24 protein-coding genes are annotated in these 22,068 nt (G+C 52.9%); all 24 read right to left on the reverse strand.

Features of this window, described 5'->3' with window-relative positions:
- Positions 1–8: 8 nt before the first annotated feature.
- A complete protein-coding gene (locus tag L6H98_RS22580) occupies positions 9–554 on the reverse strand; it encodes a ubiquinol-cytochrome c reductase iron-sulfur subunit (RefSeq protein ID WP_236419751.1) in 546 nt (181 codons plus the stop codon).
- A gap of 193 nt (positions 555–747) precedes the next feature.
- Positions 748–1,170: a DUF2487 family protein gene (locus L6H98_RS22585; RefSeq protein WP_236419753.1), complete on the reverse strand. Its 423-nt coding sequence runs from the start codon at positions 1,168–1,170 to the stop codon at positions 748–750.
- A 236-nt stretch (positions 1,171–1,406) separates the two neighbouring features.
- Positions 1,407–1,586 carry an IDEAL domain-containing protein gene (locus L6H98_RS22590; RefSeq protein ID WP_236419755.1) on the reverse strand — a complete coding sequence of 60 codons (180 nt, stop codon included), beginning with the start codon at positions 1,584–1,586 and terminating at the stop codon, positions 1,407–1,409.
- 23 nt (positions 1,587–1,609) lie between these two features.
- Entirely contained in the window at positions 1,610–2,116 is a 507-nt protein-coding gene (locus tag L6H98_RS22595) for a gamma carbonic anhydrase family protein (protein ID WP_236419757.1), read from the reverse strand.
- Between the two features lie 44 nt (positions 2,117–2,160).
- On the reverse strand, positions 2,161–3,279 hold the full coding sequence (locus tag L6H98_RS22600) for a hypothetical protein (RefSeq protein WP_236419759.1): 1,119 nt from the start codon (positions 3,277–3,279) through the stop codon (positions 2,161–2,163).
- A 223-nt stretch (positions 3,280–3,502) separates the two neighbouring features.
- Positions 3,503–4,102 (reverse strand): histidine phosphatase family protein, encoded by a 600-nt coding sequence (locus tag L6H98_RS22605; RefSeq protein WP_236419761.1) that lies wholly within the window; start codon positions 4,100–4,102, stop codon positions 3,503–3,505.
- A 23-nt stretch (positions 4,103–4,125) separates the two neighbouring features.
- Complete coding sequence (locus L6H98_RS22610) at positions 4,126–4,776, reverse strand: hypothetical protein (protein ID WP_236419763.1); 651 nt, start codon at positions 4,774–4,776, stop codon at positions 4,126–4,128.
- A complete protein-coding gene (locus L6H98_RS22615) occupies positions 4,773–5,366 on the reverse strand; it encodes a sigma-70 family RNA polymerase sigma factor (protein WP_236419765.1) in 594 nt (197 codons plus the stop codon). The genes L6H98_RS22610 and L6H98_RS22615 overlap by 4 nt, the downstream gene beginning before the upstream one ends.
- A 561-nt stretch (positions 5,367–5,927) precedes the next feature.
- Positions 5,928–7,022, reverse strand: coding sequence for a prephenate dehydrogenase (locus L6H98_RS22620; protein ID WP_236419767.1), 1,095 nt, complete (start codon positions 7,020–7,022; stop codon positions 5,928–5,930).
- 23 nt (positions 7,023–7,045) lie between these two features.
- A complete protein-coding gene (gene hisC / locus L6H98_RS22625) occupies positions 7,046–8,146 on the reverse strand; it encodes a histidinol-phosphate transaminase (RefSeq protein WP_236419769.1) in 1,101 nt (366 codons plus the stop codon).
- An 81-nt stretch (positions 8,147–8,227) separates the two neighbouring features.
- A complete protein-coding gene (gene trpA, locus L6H98_RS22630) occupies positions 8,228–9,034 on the reverse strand; it encodes a tryptophan synthase subunit alpha (RefSeq protein WP_236419771.1) in 807 nt (268 codons plus the stop codon).
- Complete coding sequence (gene trpB / locus L6H98_RS22635) at positions 9,031–10,230, reverse strand: tryptophan synthase subunit beta (RefSeq protein WP_236419773.1); 1,200 nt, start codon at positions 10,228–10,230, stop codon at positions 9,031–9,033. The genes trpA and trpB overlap by 4 nt, the downstream gene beginning before the upstream one ends.
- Positions 10,227–10,964 (reverse strand): phosphoribosylanthranilate isomerase, encoded by a 738-nt coding sequence (locus L6H98_RS22640; RefSeq protein WP_290371479.1) that lies wholly within the window; start codon positions 10,962–10,964, stop codon positions 10,227–10,229. Before L6H98_RS22640 ends, trpB begins: the two co-directional genes overlap by 4 nt.
- Positions 10,961–11,752, reverse strand: a complete 792-nt coding sequence (gene trpC, locus L6H98_RS22645) for an indole-3-glycerol phosphate synthase TrpC (protein ID WP_236419775.1) — start codon at positions 11,750–11,752, stop codon at positions 10,961–10,963. Before trpC ends, L6H98_RS22640 begins: the two co-directional genes overlap by 4 nt.
- On the reverse strand, positions 11,742–12,815 hold the full coding sequence (gene trpD / locus L6H98_RS22650) for an anthranilate phosphoribosyltransferase (RefSeq protein ID WP_236420101.1): 1,074 nt from the start codon (positions 12,813–12,815) through the stop codon (positions 11,742–11,744). Before trpD ends, trpC begins: the two co-directional genes overlap by 11 nt.
- Positions 12,816–12,849: 34 nt before the next feature.
- The gene (trpE, locus tag L6H98_RS22655; protein ID WP_236419777.1) at positions 12,850–14,418 is read right to left on the reverse strand and encodes an anthranilate synthase component I; all 1,569 of its coding nucleotides are present in this window, start codon (positions 14,416–14,418) and stop codon (positions 12,850–12,852) included.
- A 524-nt stretch (positions 14,419–14,942) separates the two neighbouring features.
- Entirely contained in the window at positions 14,943–15,320 is a 378-nt protein-coding gene (gene aroH, locus L6H98_RS22660; protein WP_236419779.1) for a chorismate mutase, read from the reverse strand.
- Between the two features lie 5 nt (positions 15,321–15,325).
- On the reverse strand, positions 15,326–16,420 hold the full coding sequence (aroB, locus tag L6H98_RS22665; protein ID WP_236419781.1) for a 3-dehydroquinate synthase: 1,095 nt from the start codon (positions 16,418–16,420) through the stop codon (positions 15,326–15,328).
- A gap of 1 nt (position 16,421) precedes the next feature.
- A complete protein-coding gene (gene aroC / locus L6H98_RS22670; protein WP_236419783.1) occupies positions 16,422–17,591 on the reverse strand; it encodes a chorismate synthase in 1,170 nt (389 codons plus the stop codon).
- 243 nt (positions 17,592–17,834) lie between these two features.
- Positions 17,835–18,626, reverse strand: a complete 792-nt coding sequence (locus L6H98_RS22675; RefSeq protein WP_236419785.1) for a protein-glutamate O-methyltransferase CheR — start codon at positions 18,624–18,626, stop codon at positions 17,835–17,837.
- 24 nt (positions 18,627–18,650) lie between these two features.
- Complete coding sequence (ndk, locus tag L6H98_RS22680) at positions 18,651–19,094, reverse strand: nucleoside-diphosphate kinase (RefSeq protein WP_236419787.1); 444 nt, start codon at positions 19,092–19,094, stop codon at positions 18,651–18,653.
- Positions 19,095–19,261: 167 nt separating this feature from the next.
- The gene (locus L6H98_RS22685; RefSeq protein WP_236419789.1) at positions 19,262–20,236 is read right to left on the reverse strand and encodes a polyprenyl synthetase family protein; all 975 of its coding nucleotides are present in this window, start codon (positions 20,234–20,236) and stop codon (positions 19,262–19,264) included.
- 347 nt (positions 20,237–20,583) lie between these two features.
- Positions 20,584–21,201, reverse strand: coding sequence for a flavin prenyltransferase UbiX (locus tag L6H98_RS22690; RefSeq protein ID WP_236419791.1), 618 nt, complete (start codon positions 21,199–21,201; stop codon positions 20,584–20,586).
- A complete protein-coding gene (locus tag L6H98_RS22695; protein WP_236419793.1) occupies positions 21,202–22,068 on the reverse strand; it encodes a UbiA-like polyprenyltransferase in 867 nt (288 codons plus the stop codon).

The following is a 22,068-nucleotide window of genomic DNA, read 5'->3' on the forward strand; positions in this document are numbered from 1 at the left end:
CACGCCTCCTATTTCACCCGGGTATTCGGAATGATCTCGCCGAGATACACCCAGCCCTGCTCTTCTCTGACGACGTATTCGTCCAACGGTTTCGGGGCAACGGCCAGATTCTTTCCTTCCTTGTCATAGTGCGCGCCATGGCAGGGGCAATGGTACTCGTCGGGATAATTTTTGTCGCTGTTCCATCCGACGGTGCAGCCCAGATGCTTGCAAATCGGCGAGAGCGCATAAATTTTGCCTTGCTCATCCTTACGGATCCAGGCTACCAACGAGGCATTGCTCAAATACCAGCCATCCTGCTGCTTTAATTCAAACGTAAATTCCTGAGGTTCGTTCGTGATCTTGCTGATTTCTGCCACTTTGACGGACGTTCCTTCGCCCTTGTGCTGCAAAATCGGATCCACCGCAAAACGGACCATGGGAAGAATGGCGCCAGCGGCCATGTAGGCCGTGGCTCCTCCAAGCGTGTAGGTCAAAAACTGCCTGCGCGACATTTCCTTTCGGCTTGGCGGTTTGTCCATGGCTTCGTGCTGGTCATCATGCTCGCTGCTCATAATGTCTCCAACCCCCTTTTTCAGCCAAGTTTCGCATACGTTTTCATTTTCATAAATTCCATGACTTACTAGAACATACATAATCATATAGTAGCCCTAGAACACCGTCAAGAATTTGTCACACATTTTTAAGGTAGTGTTGTAAGCGTTATTATAAAATTGTTGATAATTTGTCACATTTGTCACCAGAAATTCACTTTCTCCACAACTCACGAATTTTTTCGCCGATATATGTACTTAGCGCCTGCTCTCCAGCCTCCCGAACACCTTCAGAACGGCAAAAAACAAGATCTGCAGCGGGAATCTGTTTCGGGTTCAACTCGCCGTCGGCAGACATGATCACCACGAATTTGAATCCGGAAGCCTTCAATTGTTCAGCAAGCAAGTTCAAATTCCTTGACATTTCCGGAAACGTGTAATGAACAGCCGGATACGTCATGATTCGACCTTTGAAAGGAATTTCAACCAAATCCAGAAAATCTCTGAGCCGTTCCAATGCTTCGGTTGCCTCCGCCGGGGAACTCCCTCCAGACAACGCCGTGTAAGGAATCAGGCAAGTGTCCATGTATAACTGCAGTTCAGCCCAGCTATCCTTTGACATTTCACTGAATTTCATTTCCCGAAGACTCCTTTCCATCCATTTTATTTCCATATTATACCTGAACACTGGATATATTCATAGCGTTTTCTATCGTTCACTTAATGCTTATATAAGACAGTCTATATAGCTATATAGGCCTTAAAGCCAGGCACTTAGAATTTCATATAAAAAGAGAATGCGCCGGTTGCGCATTCTCTTTTTATAGATTGTGGTTACTTTACAACACTAGATATTTTTTTACTTTCAGCTCTTCAGTTTATGGCCTTCAGTTCATCCGTCAGATTCCGGAAAGCTACCTTGTCTCCTGTAGCCAACGCCTTGTCGATTTCCATATACAGCTTTTCACTGCGCTGTTTGCGCAGCGCTTCGTCCCATACCATCTCAGCAGCCAGCCCCAACATGACTTCATACGTAGCTTTCATTTTATCCAATAGGATGCACCTCCAAAACGGTTTTAAGAGCTCCTATATTCCCTTCCTTTGGAAACGTATCCACTTGAAGTTCGGGACATCCGTTCCAAATCGGCGTCCGTCAATTCGCGCACAACTTTTGCCGGCGTTCCCAAAGCAAGGGTATAGGGCGGAATTTTTGCATTTTCAGTAACAACAGAACCGGCCCCGATCAGCGTGTATTCGCCAATTTCGGCTCCATTGAGAAGAATGGCGCCCATGCCGACCAGTGAACCTGTTCCAATATGGCAGCCGTGCACGATGGCCGAATGCCCTACGGAAACGTCATCCCCCATGATCAGCGGCTGCCCCTTATTCACATGACCGACCGCATTATCCTGAATGTTGCAGCGCTCGCCTATGATGATGGGCGCCAAATCGGCACGCAGCACTGCGTTGAACCAGACGGTCGAGCCCTCACCCATTCGCAAATCCCCGATGAGTTTGGCTCCTTCAGCAAAGTATACCGAGGGATGTAATATCGGGCTTAACCCTTTGTACGGAATTATCATTCATATCACTCCTTAATTTGGGAGTGATTGTAGCAAGTGATCCCTCACTTGTCAAACACAACTGGCGCCTGATGGCCCGATAGCGCCCGACAGGATGCGGCAAGACGCGAACCCCATGCCGTCATTTGCATCGTGCGCAAGCCGGAGTGCTCCCCGATGCGCAGCATACCCAAGTGCAGCATCATTTTGGTGATCCGCTGATCGAATATGGCTTCTGGCGTATCGTAATAAAAAGGCTGGATCAAGGGGCCGATCTGATGAAACAGCGAGCTCGAGGTTGACCATTCTCGCGCGCATTCCCCGATCCAGTACACCACGGAAGCCAAATTGGGAATGGCCCCTTTATAGAGTCTTAACCAAAATCGGAACATCTGGACCATCTCGCTGCCGTTTTCGGTAACCAGCTTGTCCTCACCTTCCGACGTCAACTCCAGCCCATCCCTGTTTTCCCGGATAAGCCGATGGTGGTAGGCATAGTCGTAAATGAAAGCAAAACGGTCCGGGTAATCCTTGAATGAACGCCCGTATCCAAATCTCCATCCCGCTTTTCCCACCAATGTCTCCCGGATGTGCAGATGTTCCATGATTTGCATCTGGGAACGGCGATACATCATGCCTTCGGCATTCAATGCGATGTCATGCCTCGATACGTATTGCAAAAACAGCTTGAGGTCCTCGGCAAGCAGATGATGCTCGTCCCTGTACATGGCGGGTTCATCCGTTGTTTCGATCCCCTCTTTCAAATGGGCTGCCAGCACGTCTCGAAATCTCGCCTTCAAATCCTGCGGAACCTGATACAGGTATTTGGTTTGTTGGGTGGTTCCGTTAAACAACCATCCGCTTTTGCTGAACCGCACGATCAGGTCACGGGGACTCATGCCGGCATCGCCCTCCTGTTTCTCGAGCGATTGCCGGGCAATCGCAATGAGCTCCTCCATACCGAAATATTGGCGCGAATCAAACAGCAGCAGGTTTAAGAAACGTCGATTGGGCCAGTCCAGTTCGGAAACCTGCTTTTCAAAAAAAGGCCTGTTGCCCAATGTAGTGAGAATGCTCTGGATGAGTTCATGTTTGGAATTGGGCTTGCATTTGCAGTTGTAATAATCCGCGATTCGGTTAAGCTGGCCGATATCGGCAAACGTTAGCATATCCGCTAGATTCATGGGTCCATCGCCTCGCCGTTGACTACTGTCGGCTGATTCGGGGCCTGTAGTAGTTTGGTTTTGTAAACATCGTTGACGGAATTTCCATGATCTAAACCTGCAGTCGGCAAATCTTTCATTCTTTTTTTACTATTCTATGCTCAGATTTGGTTGCTCAGAAGAATATGGACCTCCCGATCCCATGCTGAAGTGAAAAAGACACAAAAAAAACAACCTGAATGGGTTAGTCAGGTTGTTTTACGGTATCCAATGTCAAATGACGTGTGCAATTGTACAGCAGCGGCGTCCAATCGTGCTTCTCTTTCTCAAGAATGGTCAAAGACAAGTTGCCGATTCGTTCTGAGTATCGATCCTTGAACAAAGCGGCCAACAAATTGGCAAGCAGGGCACCGTGAGTTACGATCAGGATGTTTTTGTGCGGATGGGCACACCAGAGATCCTCCAAAAATGCAACTGCCCGCAGCTGAATATCGGCAACCTTCTCTTGTCCCAGATCCAGCGTCTCCCAGTCGGTACCCCAGCGGGAAACACGTTCTTCGGACGTAAGGCCCTCGATCTGGCCAAACCCTCTCTCTTTCAGGCGTGCATCCGGCTCAAGCATCGGCACATGGAGCATCCCGGACAAAATTTCACCCGTCTCCTGCGCGCGGGACAAGCCGCTTGTAATGATGAAATCCCATTGCTGTTCCTCTGCAAGCAGACGGCTCCCCAGCCGTTCTGCCTGCCTTTTGCCTTCGGCATTCAGGGGAATGTCCGTCTGTCCCTGAATGCGTCCTGCGGCATTCCAATCGGTAAGACCGTGACGAATCAGCCCAATCCGCATTTCATCCCTCATTTCTCCATTCGTTAGACAGCCGTCGTCTCGGGACCGGAACGCTGCTTCCGTTTGCTCGTCGTCCGATGCATGCGCCCAAGCGAGAACAACGCCATTCCAATGGCAAGCAAGGATAGCCCCATCCAATATTGAGGATAGGCAGGCCCCATGCTTACGACCAGTGGTTCGACAATGCTGCCCCGGTCCATACCGGACAGGCTGTACTGATACATCACGGATGAAGACGAATCTCCGCCCGCTACAGCCGTTTCCAGAATGCCCGTAGTGAGCACGCTTGGCTTCTCGGCTTCCGTTACATCCGGCTTAAACATGGCCATGTACAAAAAGCTGCACAGGAAAATGGCCATAAACGCGGCAATCCACAAAGACATGTGCTTTCGAAGTGCGGCAGAGAACCGGTTGACTTTCACCTCTTCAGGCAGCAGCCATGGAGACTCCGCATATATCCGGTCCATCACGTTGCGGTTGACTCGTTCCGCTTGCTGCTCCGTAACCGGCTCAGGTATGCTGTGCAACAATATCCGGGCTTCTTCCCAGACTTCGAACTGCTGCGAACATTCCTTGCATCCGGCTAAATGGGCATCGAACGCTAGCCGCTGAGGATGATTTTCCGGCAAATCCCAGATATAAGCAAACAGCTCCTGGGCTTCATCGCAATTCATCGGTTTTTCATCCCTTCATATGGCTCGTACACCGGTTCGAAGAAATACGGCTCCAATTGGGATTTCACGCTGGATCTCGCTCTGAACAACAGCGATTTCACGGAGCTGACGCTTTGTCCGAGAATGCTGGCGATTTCCTGATAGTCCAACTGATCATACTCACGAAGTATGATGGCCGAACGCTGCTTCTCAGGCAAATTGTTTATGGCATCTCTCACCAGCGTTACCCGTTCACTTCGCAACACGGCGTGCTCCGGCGCATTCTCCGAAGGAGCAACCGGAACTACCCCGCTCTCTTCGAGCGGCACGTTGCCGCTGCGCTGTTTGCGAAGCTCGCTTAGCACCGTGTTGCGCGCGATGGTGTACAACCAAGTAGAGAAAGATGCATCCACCTCGCGAAACGAGTGCAGGCTGCGAAACGCCTTATAAAATGTCTCAGAGCACAGATCCTCTGCAAGCAGCTCCATATTGGAACTCTTCAACATATGATATACAAAAGCCAGTATTTTACGCTGATAACGGCGCATCAGCTCGGAATATAACTCCAGGTTACCTTCCTTGATTTCACGAATCAACTGGGAATCCGTCATTTGAGTGCGACCCCTCCTCGCCCATCCATGTGCTTCTCCCCGTTCGACTCTACTCATTATTACCGAACAGGCACAAAAAAGTTGCGGTATTCACCGCATGGAATATGCAAACCATGCCGAAGCATGGTCATTCGTCAATTTCCCCTATGTAATGGTAATTTCCCCAACGTTTCTACATAACAGTACATATTGTACAACGGTCTGCAGCACTCTGGCAAATCCAGTGCTATCCAGTGAAGTCCGACCTGACATTTATATGCGGCCATTTTGGCGACCATAACCGCGATTTGCTCGGTTTTTGTTTCACACATTATTTAATGACGTAACATACCTGCTAAAAGGTTGCACATTTGCGAAATTTATTTTCTAAAAACAAAAAAAAGACCGCTTACATAAGCGGCCATTGCTCATTCCGAGCAATACAGTTATTGGATAGGAGTGGAGAGAAACCATACTGTACTTTTATTATATGTATCCGTTTTCATTTTGTCAACCCTTCGAGAAAATTTTGTTAAACTTCATTAAAACTTACAAAAGAAAAGAGGACCCGCGGGCCCTCTTTTAGATCCATACCTGATATCCAAGCGAATCCAGCAGTGTCCGGGCACGCTCCATCTCCTCTTCCTGACGGAAAGAGAGGCGCATAATACCCGGTACGTCCACCCGGTTCTCGATGATTTCCATGTTGCTCAAGTTAATGTCATGCTTCCCGAGTTCAGTCGCGATTTTGCCGATCGCTCCGGGAGCATCCTGTACATCCGTATACAGATCAAACAACGGGGAAATCATGCCCTTTCGCCGTTCTGGCAGCACGCTGCGGAATTCGCGCGCCTCCCGGAATGCCTGCTCGATACGTTCGCCGTTATGCTCCTCCAGCATTTTGGTGAACGCCGCGATCTGGCCATTCCAATCCTTGAGCAGTCCAAGGAGCACATCCCGATTGCTGAGCAGAATATCGCGCCACACGATGGCATCGCTGGAGGCAATGCGCGTAATGTCCCGGAATCCGCCTGCTGCAAGCATTTTGTATAACGGATTCGATTCATTATACTCACGCACCTGATTCACCAGCGCAACGGCAATCACATGCGGCAGATGGCTGATGGCCCCTACGATGTCGTCATGAAGCAGCGGCTCCACGCGGACGATCTGCGCCCTTGTGTATGCCAACAGCTCGGACAACCGCCCGTACGCCTCCTCGGGCACATGTGCCGAAGGGGTAAGGACATAGTAGGCGTTCTCGAAAAGCACGGCAGAAGCCGCATCGACGCCCGCACGTTCCGACCCTGCCATCGGATGTCCGCCTATGAAGTAGGCGTCCTTCAAACGAAGATGCTCGGCGCAAGCCACAATGGAAGCCTTCGTGCTGCCAACATCGGTGATGATGCACCCTTTTTTCAACGGAAGGGCCGCAAGCTGCTTGAAATACGATTCCAGCAAACCTACAGGCACGCACAGGAAAATAAAGTCGGCATCCTTCACCGCGTCTTCCAAGGAGAGCGTGGCATCATCCACCACGCCGCTGGCTATGTACTTCTCCTTAAGCTCCGGCAAGTGGGCGTAGCCCACCACCGTCACGTCCGGCTTCCCCTTAAAGCAGAGTGCCAACGAACCTCCGATGAGTCCTACGCCGATCATTGCAATTTTACGTGTCATGGTTCCTCGCTATCCGCAGCCCGCTAAGGGCGAGCTACCGCTTTCTCCGCGAGGGTATTCTCGAGCGCCGCCACGAAAGCCCGGTTCTGTTCGGGCGTCCCGACAGATACACGAATGTAAGTAGGGTACAAGCGGAAGCCCGGTCGAACGATAATGCCTTGTTTAAGCAGGGATTGGAACGCTTCCTGGGCAGGCATGTCGAGATTCACCATAATAAAGTTCCCTTGCGACGGGAAATACGGCAAACCCAGCCGCGTAAACTCTCCTTGCAAAAAGTCGCGCTCCGTCTGGTTGAGCGCAGAGCACTCCTGCACGAAAGCTTGGTCAGCCAAGGCGGCTGTTGCCGCGGCTTGACCGAAACGGGACGTATTGAACGGCTCCCGCACACGGTTGATCATGTCAATGACCTCAGGACGTCCCACCCCGTATCCGATGCGCAGGGAAGCGAGGCCGTAAATTTTGGAAAATGTACGCAAAATGACGAGATTCGGATAACGTTCCAGCATCGGGATGGACTGCGGATAAGCTTCATCCTTGACAAATTCGTAGTACGCCTCATCCAGCACGACCATGACATTGGCAGGCACCCGGTTCAGGAAGGAAGTCAGTTCCGCATCGGTAACGATCGTACCTGTCGGGTTGTTGGGGTTGCACACCCAGACCACTTTGGTTTTATCATTGATTTTGGCGAGCATGGCTTCGAGATCATGCTTTCCATCCACAAGCGGCACTTCGATGCTTACCGCACCCTCGATGACGGCATTGCTTTTGTATACGGAAAACGTCTGGTCTGCCATAATCGTTTCGTCGCCTGGGAGGAAAAATGCCCGGGCGATCAATGCGATGATTTCGTCCGAACCGCAGCCAAAAATCAAATGGTTGCTCGCAACGCCGAGATGTTTGGCGAGCGTGCTCGCCAACTCCGCCGAGCTGCCATCCGGGTAAATGCTAATGTTTGCAAATTCATTCTTAATCGCTTCAATCGCGGCAGGTGAACTGCCGTACGGATTTTCGTTGGAAGCGAGCTTGATGACTTTTTCGAGCCCCAGCTCACGCTTCACTTCTTCAACCGGTTTGCCTGGTTGGTATACAGGCAGATTGACAATCTGGGATTTCGGTTTCAATCCGACCGCCTCCTTCATGTTGTGCTTATAAACAGGAACGGCATGCCGAAGCATGCGCCACTAGAATCCCCTAGTCTCCTACTAACCTTTTAATTGTGCCACAAAGTTGCGGATTTGCAACAGACCTTCCTCGCGCGTCTCGGCCTGCTTCAGCAAAGGAATGGCCTCTTCGACTTTGCGTACGATGGCGCTGCCCACGACAACCCCGTCGCAGATGCGGGAAAAACGCGCAACTTGTTCGTGGCTCGAAATGCCGAAGCCTACGGCGACGGGAATGTCCGTGTAGCTTTTGACGGTCGAAATGAAGCTCTCGATTCCGTCGAAGAAGGATGCCCGTTCCCCTGTAACGCCAAGGGAAGATACGCAATAGATAAATCCGCGAGCGCCGGACACGATGCGTTCGATCCGTGCGTTCGATGTCGGAGCGACGAGCGGAACGAGGTGGATGCCCGCGGCTTCCGATCTCCGGCGCATATCCTCGGATTCCTCGATCGGCAGATCGGGAATGATCAGACCGCTGATTCCGTTATCGACCAATAGCTCGAAAAAAGCATCCAGCCCGGTTTGCAGTACCGGATTATAGTAGGTGAACAGCACGAATGGCATTTTGACGCCTTCTTCGCGTGCTCTCGCTGCGGTTTCAATGCAGGTGCGAATCGAAATTTGGCTCTGAAGCGCACGTTCCGATGCACGCTGGATGACAGGGCCATCGGCAAGCGGATCGGAGTAAGGCACGCCAAGTTCCAAAATATCGGCGCCTGCCCTTTCGAGCTCCTTGATGATGGCAACCGTAGTATCCAGATCAGGATCCCCTACGGTCAGGAACGGAATCAGTGCGGTGCGTTTCTGCTCCTTCAGCTGTTGGAAGGTCTGGTCCATCAAGTTCATGCCAATTTACCTCCCGTATACTTCATGATCGATTCGACGTCTTTGTCTCCACGCCCCGAGAGGCAGATCACGACGAGATCGTCCGCCGTCAATTCGGGCGCAAGCTTGATCACCTGGGCAATGGCATGCGAGGATTCCAACGCCGGAATGATGCCTTCCGTGCGGCAAAGCAATTGCAGGGCATCCAGCGCCTCCTGATCCGTGATGGGAACGTACTGTGCCCGCTCGGCATCCTTCAAATACGCATGCTCGGGGCCGACGCCCGGATAGTCCAGCCCTGCCGAAATCGAATGCGCCGGCTGCACCTGGCCGTACTCGTCTTGGAGCAAATAACTCATGGAGCCCTGGAATACGCCATGCGTACCCTTGGTCATGGTCGCGGCATGGAACTCGGTCTCCACGCCTTTGCCGGCAGCTTCCACGCCCACCAGCTTCACATTTTTGTCGTTAATGAACGGATAGAACATGCCGATGGCATTGCTGCCTCCGCCGACGGCGGCAACGATGACGTCCGGCAGCCGTCCTTCCAGCTCCTGAATCTGGCGACGCGTTTCGTCGCCGATGACACGCTGGAAGTTGCGAACCATCATCGGATACGGATGAGGCCCGACGACCGAACCGAGAACGTAAAACGTATCCTCCACGTTGCTGACCCAGTAACGCAGCGCTTCGTTGCCCGCGTCCTTCAGCGTTCGGGTACCCGATGTCACCGGGATGACCTCCGCACCGAGCAATCGCATGCGGAATACGTTCAGCTGCTGCCGCTGCGTGTCTTCCTCGCCCATAAACACCTTACATTCAAGGCCGAGCAAAGCGGCAACCGTAGCCGTTGCTACGCCGTGTTGTCCTGCGCCCGTTTCGGCGATGACTTTCTTTTTGCCCATCCGTTTGGCCAGCAATCCCTGTCCAAGGGCATTGTTGATTTTGTGCGCGCCCGTATGGTTCAGGTCCTCGCGTTTGAGGTAAATTTTCGGTCCGCCCAGATGGCGAGTCAGCTGCTCCGCAAAATACAAGGGGGTTTCCCGTCCGGAGTACTCGCTGAGCAAATAGTTCAGCTCCTTGTTGAACTCCTCGTCCTTCGAGAAGCGCTCGTAGGCTTCTTCGAGCTCAATCAGCGCGTTCATGAGCGTCTCAGGCACGAAGCGGCCTCCAAAAAGGCCGAAACGCCCGTTGTGATCTGGTAATGTATGTGTCATGCCTGCTTCACCCTTTCTACAAATGCTGTTATTTTTGCTATGTCCTTCACGCCGCCCGTCTCCACGCCGCTGGATACGTCAACCCCATCCGGTTGATAGGTCCGAATCAGGTCCTCTACGTTATCCGGCTGCAGTCCGCCCGCAACAAACCATTTGACGCCATGTTCCTTGCACCAGTCGGCATAAGCAGGGATTCGTTCCCAAGCAAAGGTTTTGCCCGATCCCCCGCCATACATGGGGTCATGGGTATCCAATAAAACAGCGTCCACTGTTCCTTCGTATGGGGTCAAGGCGCGTACCGCCGAATCGTTCTCATCATCGCCTGAGCCATCTTTCGGAAACGAAAACACCTTGAAAACCTCCGCTGCCCAGCGCTGCTTTACTTGGCGGCAAAATTCCGGCGTTTCCTGCCCATGCAGTTGAATGACGTCAAGGGGCGCCACATTCATAATATGTTCCAGCTCTTCCAGCGCAGGGTTTACAAATACCCCCGCCAATCCGGGTCGTTTCCCGGCCTTCCAGTCCATCAAAACTTCGCGTAAATCAGCTGCCCGTTCCGGTTCAATGCGGCGGCGGGATTTGGCAAAGACAACACCAATGTAATCCACAGGCAAGTTTATCATTGATTTTAGCACTTCAACGTCCTGAAGTCCACAAATTTTTGCCGCCGTCGAAGCCTGCTGCTGCCCAATTCCTTCACGGCTTCCTGCTTCGCCTTGTATGTTTTCAGTCATGCTTTTGGACCCATAAGCTCGTATACGGCAGCTTCCACATCATCCTTGCGCATCAGATGCTCCCCGACCAAAATGCCGCTTACGCCGGCCGATTCCAGCGCCTCCAATCGATGAGGACCGTCAATGCCGCTTTCGCTGATCAGCGTAACACGCTCGGGAATCCATTCCATCAATCGGAGAGTGGTGTCCAGGCTCGTTTCAAACGTCTTGAGATTGCGGTTGTTAATGCCTACCAGGGTCGCCTCGGGCAAACTTAACACTTGTTCCAGTTCCGCACGGTCATGGACCTCGATCAGCACATCCAGCCCGATGCTCCGGGCAAAGCCAAGATATTGCTCCATCTGCTGTGGCGTCAATATACTGGCGATCAGGAGAACGGCGTCTGCGCCAAGCAGCCTTGCTTCAGCGATTTGCCGCTCGTCAATGATGAAATCCTTGCGCAGGAGCGGAAGGTTCACTGCTTCCCGAATGGCCTGAAGGTACTCCCCGCTGCCCTGGAAATAAGAAACGTCCGTCAGTACGGAAATGCAATCCGCACCAGCCCGTTCATATGCCATCGCGATGTCCACCGGATGGAAATCCGGACGAATGAGTCCTTTGGAAGGCGATGCCTTCTTCACCTCCGCGATCAATCCCAGCTTGCGATGACGCCCTTTCGACAGCGCATGCTCGAATCCGCGCGTGGGCGGCAGCTTTTCGATCTGTTTCAGCGCTTCCTCCATGCGGAACGTTTTGCCTAGTTCTTCCACTTCCTGTTGTTTGGTAACTACGATGCGATCAAGATACATGACTGTACGCCTCCGTTGTGTGAATTAATTGATTCAGCTTCTCCGCAGCCCTGCCGGAATCGACGGCCCTCGCTGCCATAACGACGCCATCCGCAATCGAATCCGCAAAGCCTGATACGTAAATGCACGCTCCCGCGTTCAGCAAAACGACATCCCGGTAGGCGCTCCGTTCGCCTTGGAAGATCCGTTTAATGATTTCGGCATTCTGCACCGCATCTCCCCCTAGAACCGCATCCAACTTGTGCAGGGGCAGTCCCATATCCCGTGGGTCGATGTCGTATGTTCTTACTTCGCCGCCCCGCAGCTCGGATACCTGCGTCGGCGCCGAAATGCTGATTTCGTCCAGCCCGTCATGACTGGCAACAACCAACGCACGCTTCAGACCCAGACGATTCAGTACCTCGGCGATCATCGGCGTGCGGCTCCGGTCGTAGAGACCGAGCAATTGGCGATCCGCTCCCGCCGGGTTCGTAAGCGGTCCAAGCATGTTGAAGATCGTCCTTACGCCGAGTTCCTTCCGAGGCCCTGCCGCATGTTTCATGGACGGATGGTAAACCTGGGCAAAACAGAAGCAGATGCCGATATCGTCAAGGCACTGGCGCGCCTGCTCTCCATTCAGGTGAATATTGACGCCAAGCGCCTCCAGCACGTCCGCGCTGCCTGCCCGGCCCGAAGCGGAGCGGTTGCCATGTTTGGCGACGCGTACGTTAACGGCTGAAGCGATGATTGCAGAGGCGGTGGAAATGTTGAATTTGTGAATGCCCGAACCGCCCGTTCCGCACGTATCCAGCAAGTTGCTGCCATTGGTGAGGATGCGTCCGCCCTGTCCGCGCATCGCTTCGGCGAAGCCCGTAATTTCGTCCACCGTTTCCCCTTTCATGCGCAATGCCATCAGCAGCCCGCCAATCTGAGCAGGAGTAGCTTCACCGCCCATGATCGAAGTCATCAGATCGCGCGCCTCCGCTTGCTCCAGATGTCGACCCTCCAAAATTTTGGTCAGCCCTCGCTTCATTCCTTCCGCATTTGCGCCGGGCGCAACGCTGCTTTTCGAGTCATCGTTCATCACCGGATTCATGTTCATGTCGGTCTCTCCTCTCTCAGTTCGGCATCGCTGCCGGAGTTACGAAATAGTCCGCGTTTGCCATATTGGCGTTGCCCAGTCTGTTCTTGGCGGGGAACATCGCTTCCGCCGTCCGAATCGCCGTGAGCAGGGCTTTTGCCTTGTTCACCGTCTCCTGGTACTCGTTCTCAGGCACGGAATCCCATACAATGCCGGCTCCGGCCTGCACGTAGGCTTTCCCTTTTTTGAAAATGATCGTCCGGATGGTGATGCAGGCATCCATACTGCCCGAGAAGCCCAGATAGCCGATCGCTCCGGCATAGGCTCCCCGAGCCTCTTTTTCCAGCTCTGCAATGATCTCCATCGCCCGCAGCTTGGGCGCGCCGGATACCGTTCCGGCCGGGAGGCAAGAGAGGAAGGCATCGAAGAAATCCTTGTCGTCCCGCAGTTCGCCTGCCACGTTGGACACCATATGCATGACGTGGGAGTACCGCTCAATCTCCATGAACATGTCGCATTTCACGCTGCCGAATTTGGAAACCCGCCCGATGTCGTTCCGTCCCAAATCCACCAGCATCAGATGCTCCGCACGCTCCTTCTCGTCCTGCAGCAAATCGGCCGCCAAAGCACGATCCTCGGCTTCCGTGGCCCCTCTGGGACGGGTACCGGCGATCGGCCGCGTCTCCACGCGCGTTCCGTCTACCTTTACGAGCGCTTCCGGGGAAGTGCCCACGATGATCTCGTCATCCATTTTCAAATAATACATGTACGGTGACGGGTTCAACGTCCGAAGCACGCGGTACACATGCAAAGGAGATACGTCGGTATCGATGTGGAAACGCTGCGACAGTACAACCTGGAAAATATCCCCTGCCCGAATGTACTCCTTGGCCCGATCCACATTCGCCATGAACTGTTCTTTCGTGACATTGGATTGAATATCACCGAGCTCCACATGACCCGGAATGGAACGCGGATTAAGATTTTCGCCCGGTCCTTGCTGCTGCAGCCGCTCTGCGGCCAACTCCAGCTTCTCCGACGTGCGTGCATACGCTTCGCGGATCTCTTCGTCGGTCGCCCCATCTTTCACATGTACGTTTCCTACCAGCAGCATCTGCTGCTTCACATGGTCGAACACTACGATCTGGTCGCAAAACATAAAACGGATGTCGTCCATATTCAGGTCATCCAGCGCATGCGCCGGAAGCTTCTCGTAATACTGAAGCAGGTCGTAGCCGAAAAATCCGATGGCCCCGCCCGTGAACGGCGGCAGCTCATCGCTTTTGGGGCTGCGATACTTCCGCAGTAACGCCTTGAGCTCTTCTACCGGCTTGCCCGGCAGCTCTCGCGTCCGGCCAGCCTCTTCCACCACGATACGGCCTTTTTTCGCCGAAATCATCAGGAACGGATCCGTGCCGATGAAGGAATATCTCGCCCATTGGATCCCACCCTCTACACTTTCCAGCAGGAATGCCCGGTCGTTGTCAGCAAATCTGCGGAAAATCCGAATCGGGGTCTCCATGTCTGCCAAAATCCGTTTGACGACCGGAATCAGATTATATTCATTCGACATTTTCAGCACTTGGTTCACGTTTGGCGTTATCATCAGATCACGTCCTTTCAAATTTGGGTGGCGAGGCGGTACGGTTAAAATAACAACAAAAAAGCCTCTACCATCTGGTAGAGACTTCGTTTATCTGCTGAATTTGATTAGGTGGCATTCCATTCGTGAACAGATCCCTATACGTACTGCAGCTGCAAAATAAGATACACAGGTCATGGGAAGAACGATACATCATTCCATCGTGTCCTACGGAATCCAGACGCCAGCTTCGTGATCCGTCAATCCTTACAATCCGACCCTCGATCCCAAAATCAGAAAAAGGTGTGCGGATTGTACAGACGAAAATGGTCCGAAATTGAACGCATCGTCCAAACACGCTTCTATCCCTGCTCTGTCTCATCTTGCAACCAGACGTACCGCGAATCAATTAACCGGATCCTTCCCCGGCAATCACCCGCTGGACTCTGCTGCATGCTCCACTATCTCAACTAATCTCAGCTCAAACTCATACTCTACTCAACTGTTTATCACTATACAGGAATGCGGAAGATTTGACAACCGCAATCTTACGAATTGGATGGTGCAACCAGATCGGGGCGCAAAGCCTGCGCGCCGTTCAGGTACACATGATTGATTTCATGCTGTGCCTTTTCCGTATTTACATGCACCATAAAGCGGATGCATTGCGGCAAAGCACCGGCAACCGGCACCTCCAAAGCGCACATCAGCGGCACAAGCTCCCAGCCTTCCAGTTGCCGAATCGCTTTGGCCGGGAATGCCGCATCCAAATCACCGGTCATCGTGATCCACACGCTGCAAATATCCTCCGGCACAATACCGTTGCGATCCACGATTTCGCGCAGCAATACCGCTGTTTCGCGCAAAATCTCTTCTTCGTTGTTTTGCGTGACTGTCGTAGCCCCGCGGACTCCACGTGTTACCATTGGCTTTACACTCCTTTCTTGAGCAATTCAATAACGTCCCGAACCATGGCTACGGGAACGTCTTTTTCGATTCTTGCCGATCCGATGCGATCAGGTATGATAAAGACCATATGGCCTTCACGGAACTTCTTGTCATGCATCATCGCATCCATTAAGGCATCCGTGTCCAAATGTTCCGGCATCGTCACCGGAAGACGCAATGCGCGCAGCATGCGGGTCGTTTCCTCATGCAGCCCCGCCGGCGCACCCAGCTTCTCGCCCAGCAGCGCCGATCCCGCCATGCCGATCGAGATGGCCTCGCCATGCAAAAACTCGCCGTATCCGGCGATGGCTTCGATGGCATGGCCGATCGTATGCCCCAGGTTCAACAGGGCGCGCTCTCCGTTCTCCCGCTCGTCCTTGGATACGATTTCGGCTTTGATCGCACAGCCGCGTTCAAGGCCATAACCGAGTGCTTCCGCGTCGAGCGAGAGCAGCTTCTCCGCATTCTCCTCGCACCAGTGCGCGAAGGCTTCGTCGCGAATGAGCCCATGCTTCAGCATTTCGGACAATCCGGCCGAAACGTCCCTCGGAGGCAGCGTCTGAAGCGTGTCCACATCGTACAGCACCAGTTCAGGCTGATGGAACGCGCCGATCATGTTCTTGGCTAGCGGATGGTTCACCGCCACCTTGCCGCCGACGCTGCTGTCATGCGCCAGAATCGTGGTCGGCACTTGAACGAATTTGACGCCGCGCATGTATGTAGCCGCTACGAATCCGGCCAGATCACCCACAACGCCGCCGCCGAGGGCAATGATCGCCGAGCTGCGATCCAGCTTGCCTTCGATGGCTGCCGTCATCATATCCTGATAGACGGCCAGCGATTTGGACGTTTCGCCGGAAGGAACCACGGCCGAAACGACCGTAAATCCGGCTTCCTGAAGTGCCTGTTCCAGTGCAGGCAGGTATCGTGGACCTACTTTGTCATCGGTAATGATCAGCAGCGGGCTCTTTTTGGTCAGACCATACTGTTCGAAGAAACGCGGCGCCTGTCCGAGCAAACCGCTGCCGATCAGGATCGGGTAAGAACGCTCGCCGAGCTGGACTGTTAGCTGGCGCATCTTAGTAGCTCTCCAATTGTGCCTTGTAGCTCTCGTAATTCGAGCGGATCTCTTCCATGGAATCCCCGCCGAACTTCTCAAGGAACGCTTTGGCGATCTCCCATGCCACGACATGCTCCATCACCACGCTGGCTGCAGGAACGGCACAAGCGTCCGAACGCTCGACTTGGGCGGTGAAAGCTTCCTTCGTATCGATATCCACGCTTTGCAGCGGTTTGTACAGCGTCGGAATCGGCTTCATCACGCCGCGAACGACAACCGGCATGCCGTTGGTCATACCGCCCTCGAATCCGCCAAGACGGTTCGTCGTGCGGTGGTATCCGCGCTCCTCGCTGTAGAGGATTTCGTCATGTACTTGGGAACCGCGGATCGTGCCTGCTTCAAAACCGATGCCGATTTCCACGCCTTTGAATGCGTTGATCGACATAACGCCTTGGGCAATGCGTGCATCCAGCTTGCGATCATACTGCACGTGGCTGCCCAATCCAACAGGAACACCTTCCACGATGCATTCCACGATGCCGCCGATGGAGTCGCCTTCTTTTTTGATCAAGTCGATGTACTCTTCCATCTTTTTCTCGGTTTCTTTGTCGGTCACTCGTACGGAAGAAGCCTCCGTAATTTCGATCAACTCGTCGATCGGCAGATCCTGGTATGGCGCTTCGATCTCGCCGATGCGCAGTACGCGGCCTGCCACCTTGATGCCGAATTCGGCCAAGAACTGGCGCGCCAACGCGCCGCAGGCGACGCGTACCGTCGTTTCGCGCGCGCTGGAGCGTTCCAGCACGTTGCGCAGATCTTTCAGGTTATATTTCAAACCGCCGTTCAAGTCGGCATGGCCCGGACGAGGACGGTGCACCCGGCGTTTTTCTTCGTCACTACCCTCGATCGGCTCGATGTTCATAATGTTCTGCCAATGCTTCCAGTCGTTGTTCTGCACCACGAGCGCAACCGGAGCTCCCGTCGTATATCCGTGGCGCACTCCGCCGACAAAGTTCGCCTGATCTTTTTCAATCTGCATCCGGCGTCCGCGTCCATACCCTTTTTGGCGACGGTGCAGCTGGAAATTCAGCTCTTCGAAATCAATATGCAAATTGCTTGGCAATCCTTCGATAATGGCGGTCAATTGGGGTCCGTGCGTTTCCCCTGCGGTTAAATAGCGTAAACTCATTTTACGTTCCCCCTTTAAACTGTTAAACTGCGCATTGCTAAAATCCCATAATTTCTTTGCTCATTATAGTATAGCTGACCGGCTTTGACAAGAAAGTCCGCCTTTTCGCTGCATGTAAAGACAACATTCCGGCCGATCCGCGCCCGGTCGCTGCATCCAAGGAAATTCAGGCAACGGCTTATGTGCAAATAACCGCCCGGGCACATCGCAATGTGCAACCGAACGGTTAACCGTTGGCGAATCCTATTTTTTGCGATAAAAGAACGTTTCTGCCGTTTCCAAACCGTATTGTCCCGGGGAAAAAATTTGCTCCGTACTGCCTACGAAAAGAATGCCCCCCGGCCGCAGGCTGGCTGCGAACTTATGGTACAGCAAGTTTTTCGCTTCCTCGGTAAAATAGATCATGACATTCCGGCACACGATCAAATCGTACCCTTCATCGAAACGGTCCGTCAGCAGATTCTGCTTCATGAACTTGACGGAGCTTTTCAGCTTGTCGTCGATTCGATACATTAAGCCATCCTGACGGAAATATCGGCTTGCTACGTCTTGGGGCACATCCTTGAGCGAACGCTCCATATACCGGCCTTCCTTGGCTTTGGCCAATGCGCCTTCATCGAGGTCGCTTGCCGTGATGGAGCTGTCCTTCAACACGCCCAGAATGTCCAAAATCATCGCAAGGGTGTAGGGCTCTTCTCCAGTGGAGCAAGCGGCACTCCACACTTTGGCACGCCTTTTGGACCCGATCAGATCAGGCAAAATGTCGTCCCGCAGCACTTCCCAGCGGTTGGGGTTGCGCCAAAACTCCGAAACGTTGATGGTCATGCGATCCAAAAACTCATAAAAAAGTGCCTTGTCCTTCTGCATGGCGTCGAAAAATAACGCAAACGTATTAAACCCGTTTTTGTTGCGAAGCGTGGTCAGCCTTCTTTTCATCTGGCCTTCCTTGTATTGAGCAAGATCAATGCCTGTGCTCTCTTTGATTTTCCGGATAAATCCGGCGTAATCCTGATCCAATTGTTCCTGCTCCAGCATCGTATCACCCTTCTGGCTAAAAAATTACAACCAGGCTGCGATGCTCTTGTCGTACGCTACCAATTCCTCTGGTGCAAAGAAGTTCGCTGCTTCACGTTCGGCACTCTCCGGAGAGTCCGCCCCGTGAATCAGATTATGCGGCGTATGGCTGGCAAAATCCCCACGAATGGTCCCCGGGGCAGCTTCCTTCACATTGGTTTTGCCAATGACGATGCGCGCCAGGGACACGATGTCGTCCCCTTCCCAAACCATCGCAAAGACGGGGCCGGAAGTAATAAATCGGACGAGCTCATCGAAAAACGGCTTTCCTTCATGCTCCGCATAATGACGCTTGGCCTGCTCCTCGGTCATCTGCACCAATTTGCCTGCCACCATTTTAAACCCTTTGTCCTCCAGGCGGCTAACGATACGTCCGATCAGACCACGCTGCACGCCATCCGGTTTCACCATCAAAAATGTACGATCCACGGGATCACTCCTCACTCACGGCTCATAATTATTACCAAATATGTAGACGCAATCTTCTTGATTGTAACATAGATGTCCAATTCCTCCCAATGAGAAACATCACATCCAAGTACATTTTTTGCGCCAGTAGTCGCCAAGAGGCAGGCCCGTAACGGTTCAATGGAAAATTAATGAGTGCGTTTGACGACGAAATGCGCAATGTCGCGCAAATTTTTGCTGGTTTTGATCTTTGGCAGCTGATCCAGAGCATCGAGCGCTTTCTTCATATATCGGTCAGCCAGTGCTTCGGCTTTAGCGATTCCTTGACTTTCGCGAATCATTCCAATCGCGTCCGATGCGCTTGCGCGCCCTTCTTCCTGTCTAACGCGCGAAATCTCGGCTAGCAGCGGCTCTCGCAAACGCTCTTCCTCCAAGGCATACAGGACCGGCAGCGTAATGTTGCCCTGCTTCATGTCGCTGCCTGGCGGTTTGCCCAATTGTTTTTCCGTTCCCACCAGGTCGAGCACGTCATCCTGAATCTGAAAGGCCATGCCCACATTGTATCCGTAAGTATAGAGCAGCGAGGACACTTGTTTAGGCGCGCGGGTAGCAAGCGCCCCAAGCTGACAGCTGACCGCGATCAGCAGTGCTGTTTTGCGACGGATGCGCAGCAAGTAATTGCGTACGCTTTGCCCGGTGTTGAAAAAGTCGCGGATCTGTTCCATTTCGCCGATGGACATCTGCACCATGGCCTTGGCCAGAATACGATGAATTGCCGGATCGGACAGTCCGGCCGTCAATTGCAATGCTTTACCGTAGATATAGTCGCCGGTATACATGGCAATCCGGTTATCCCATTTTGATTTCACGGTTGGTTTACCGCGGCGCGTCTCCGCATTGTCAATCACATCATCATGCACCAATGAAGCGGAGTGGATCAATTCCAGCGGAACCGCAATCAATTTCAAGCGTTCAATGTCGTATGTACCATACTTGCCGCCAAGCAGCACAAACACGGGACGCAAACGTTTCCCACCCGCTTTAAGCAAATGAAGGGATGTTTCGCTTAACAGCTGCTGCTCCCCTTCAACGCTGCGGTACAGTTCTTTTTCAATGTAATCCATATCCTTCTTCAGCAACCCGAAAATATCCAGTAGTTTCATTCGTTCACCCGTGTCAGCGTATTGTCAGTCCCTAATTCCATGCTACCTTCCCTTCCAGCAGGCCGATGGGCAGACGACTTCAATGATCATCCGCCCGCCCTTCCTGCTTATGCTCATCCATGTTCGATCACGCCATTTCCCGCCGTCTGGCCGACACCGGGAATTAAACTCTGCGACGATTTCTGAAACAAAAATTATACAGAAGCTGCCGGAGCATGGGTCAAGGCTGACTAAATACACTATACGCTGCTCAACTTTCACCCATACCCCGGAAAATCCGGGATTAAAACAGATCCGACCTCACGCTGCAACGGCATATCGCCCATGCAAAAAAGGATATCTCCGGTTTAATCCCTTGAATCCGGTTCTCCCCATCTCCGGAACAACTGGTGTGGAATACGCAAGCTGTCCAACACCTTGCCCACCAGAAACATGATCAAGTCGTCCATCGTTTGGGGTTTGTAATAAAAAGCCGGCATGGCCGGAATCATGCGCACGCCAAGGCGCGAAAGCTTGAGCATGTTTTCCAGATGGATCGCATGCAGCGGCGTCTCGCGCGGCACCAGAATGAGCGGCCTTCCTTCTTTCATCATGACATCCGCAGCGCGGGCCATCAGGTTATCGGAGGCGCCTTGCGCGATGGAAGAGAGCGTCCCCATGGAACACGGCATGACAATCATGCCGTCCGCCAGAAAAGAGCCGCTCGCAATCGAAGCTCCTATATCGCTTACCGGATGGTAGATCAGGGAACCGGAGCGGCCCCCAAACTTTTCGTCCAGGATCCGCTCGCGATTCGTTACTTCCCAATCCAGCTCTTCTTTTAGTACGCGCCAGCCGGCGTTGGAGATCACCAGATGCACCTCGTAGTCCAGATCAAGCAGCGTTTCGATCAGCCTGATGCCGTAGATGCTGCCGCTGGCTCCCGTAATTCCGACAACAAGCCGTTTGTTGTCCAGTTGGAACATTTATTTCACCGCCAGGTCGATCAAGGTAAACGTAAATACTACGATGCTCAGCACGCTGTTCATCGTAAAGAACGCGGTCTGGACACGGCTCATGTCGTTCGGCGACACAATGTAATGCTCATAGAACAAGATGCCATAAGTAATCAGCATGCCTGCGCCATACCACCAGCTCAGATCGGTCATCAGAAGCAGCGCCAAAAATCCGACGGCGGTAATCACATGGAAAAACTTCGCGATCTGCAAAGATTTGTGCAGTCCGAAGCGCGAGGGAATGGAATGAAGTCCCTCGTCTTGGTCAAACTCAAGATCCTGGCACGCATAAATGATATCGAAACCTGCCGTCCAGAACACGATGGTGACATAGAACACGATGGCCGTCCAGTCCATGGTACCGGTCACGGCTACCCATCCGCCCAGCGGCGCCAGTCCGATCGTCATGCCCAGCACAACATGGCACAACCACGTGAAGCGTTTGGTATAGGAATAAATGACGAGCATAAATACCGCGATTGGCAGCAGCTTCATCGAAAGCACGTTCAGGTTATATGAAGCCCAGAACAGCAAAATAAACGATACGATAACGAAAATGATGACTTCTCCGTTTTTCAACAACCCCGCGGGGATGGCACGCATCGCCGTCCGCGGATTTTTGCCGTCGATCACCTGGTCGATCATGCGGTTAAGCCCGAAAGCGGCGCTTCTGGCACCGACCATCGCCAGCAGCACCCACATGATTTCGAGCCAGCTTGGAAACGTGTTGTTGACCACCATCGAGCCAAGAATGGCCCCCATGAAGGCAAATGGCAATGCAAAGAGCGTATGCTCGATTTTGATCATTTCTAAAAAGATGCGAATTTTCCTAAACAT

It is taken from the genome of Paenibacillus sp. JJ-223 (assembly GCF_927798175.1).
Classification (GTDB): domain Bacteria; phylum Bacillota; class Bacilli; order Paenibacillales; family Paenibacillaceae; genus Paenibacillus; species Paenibacillus hubeiensis.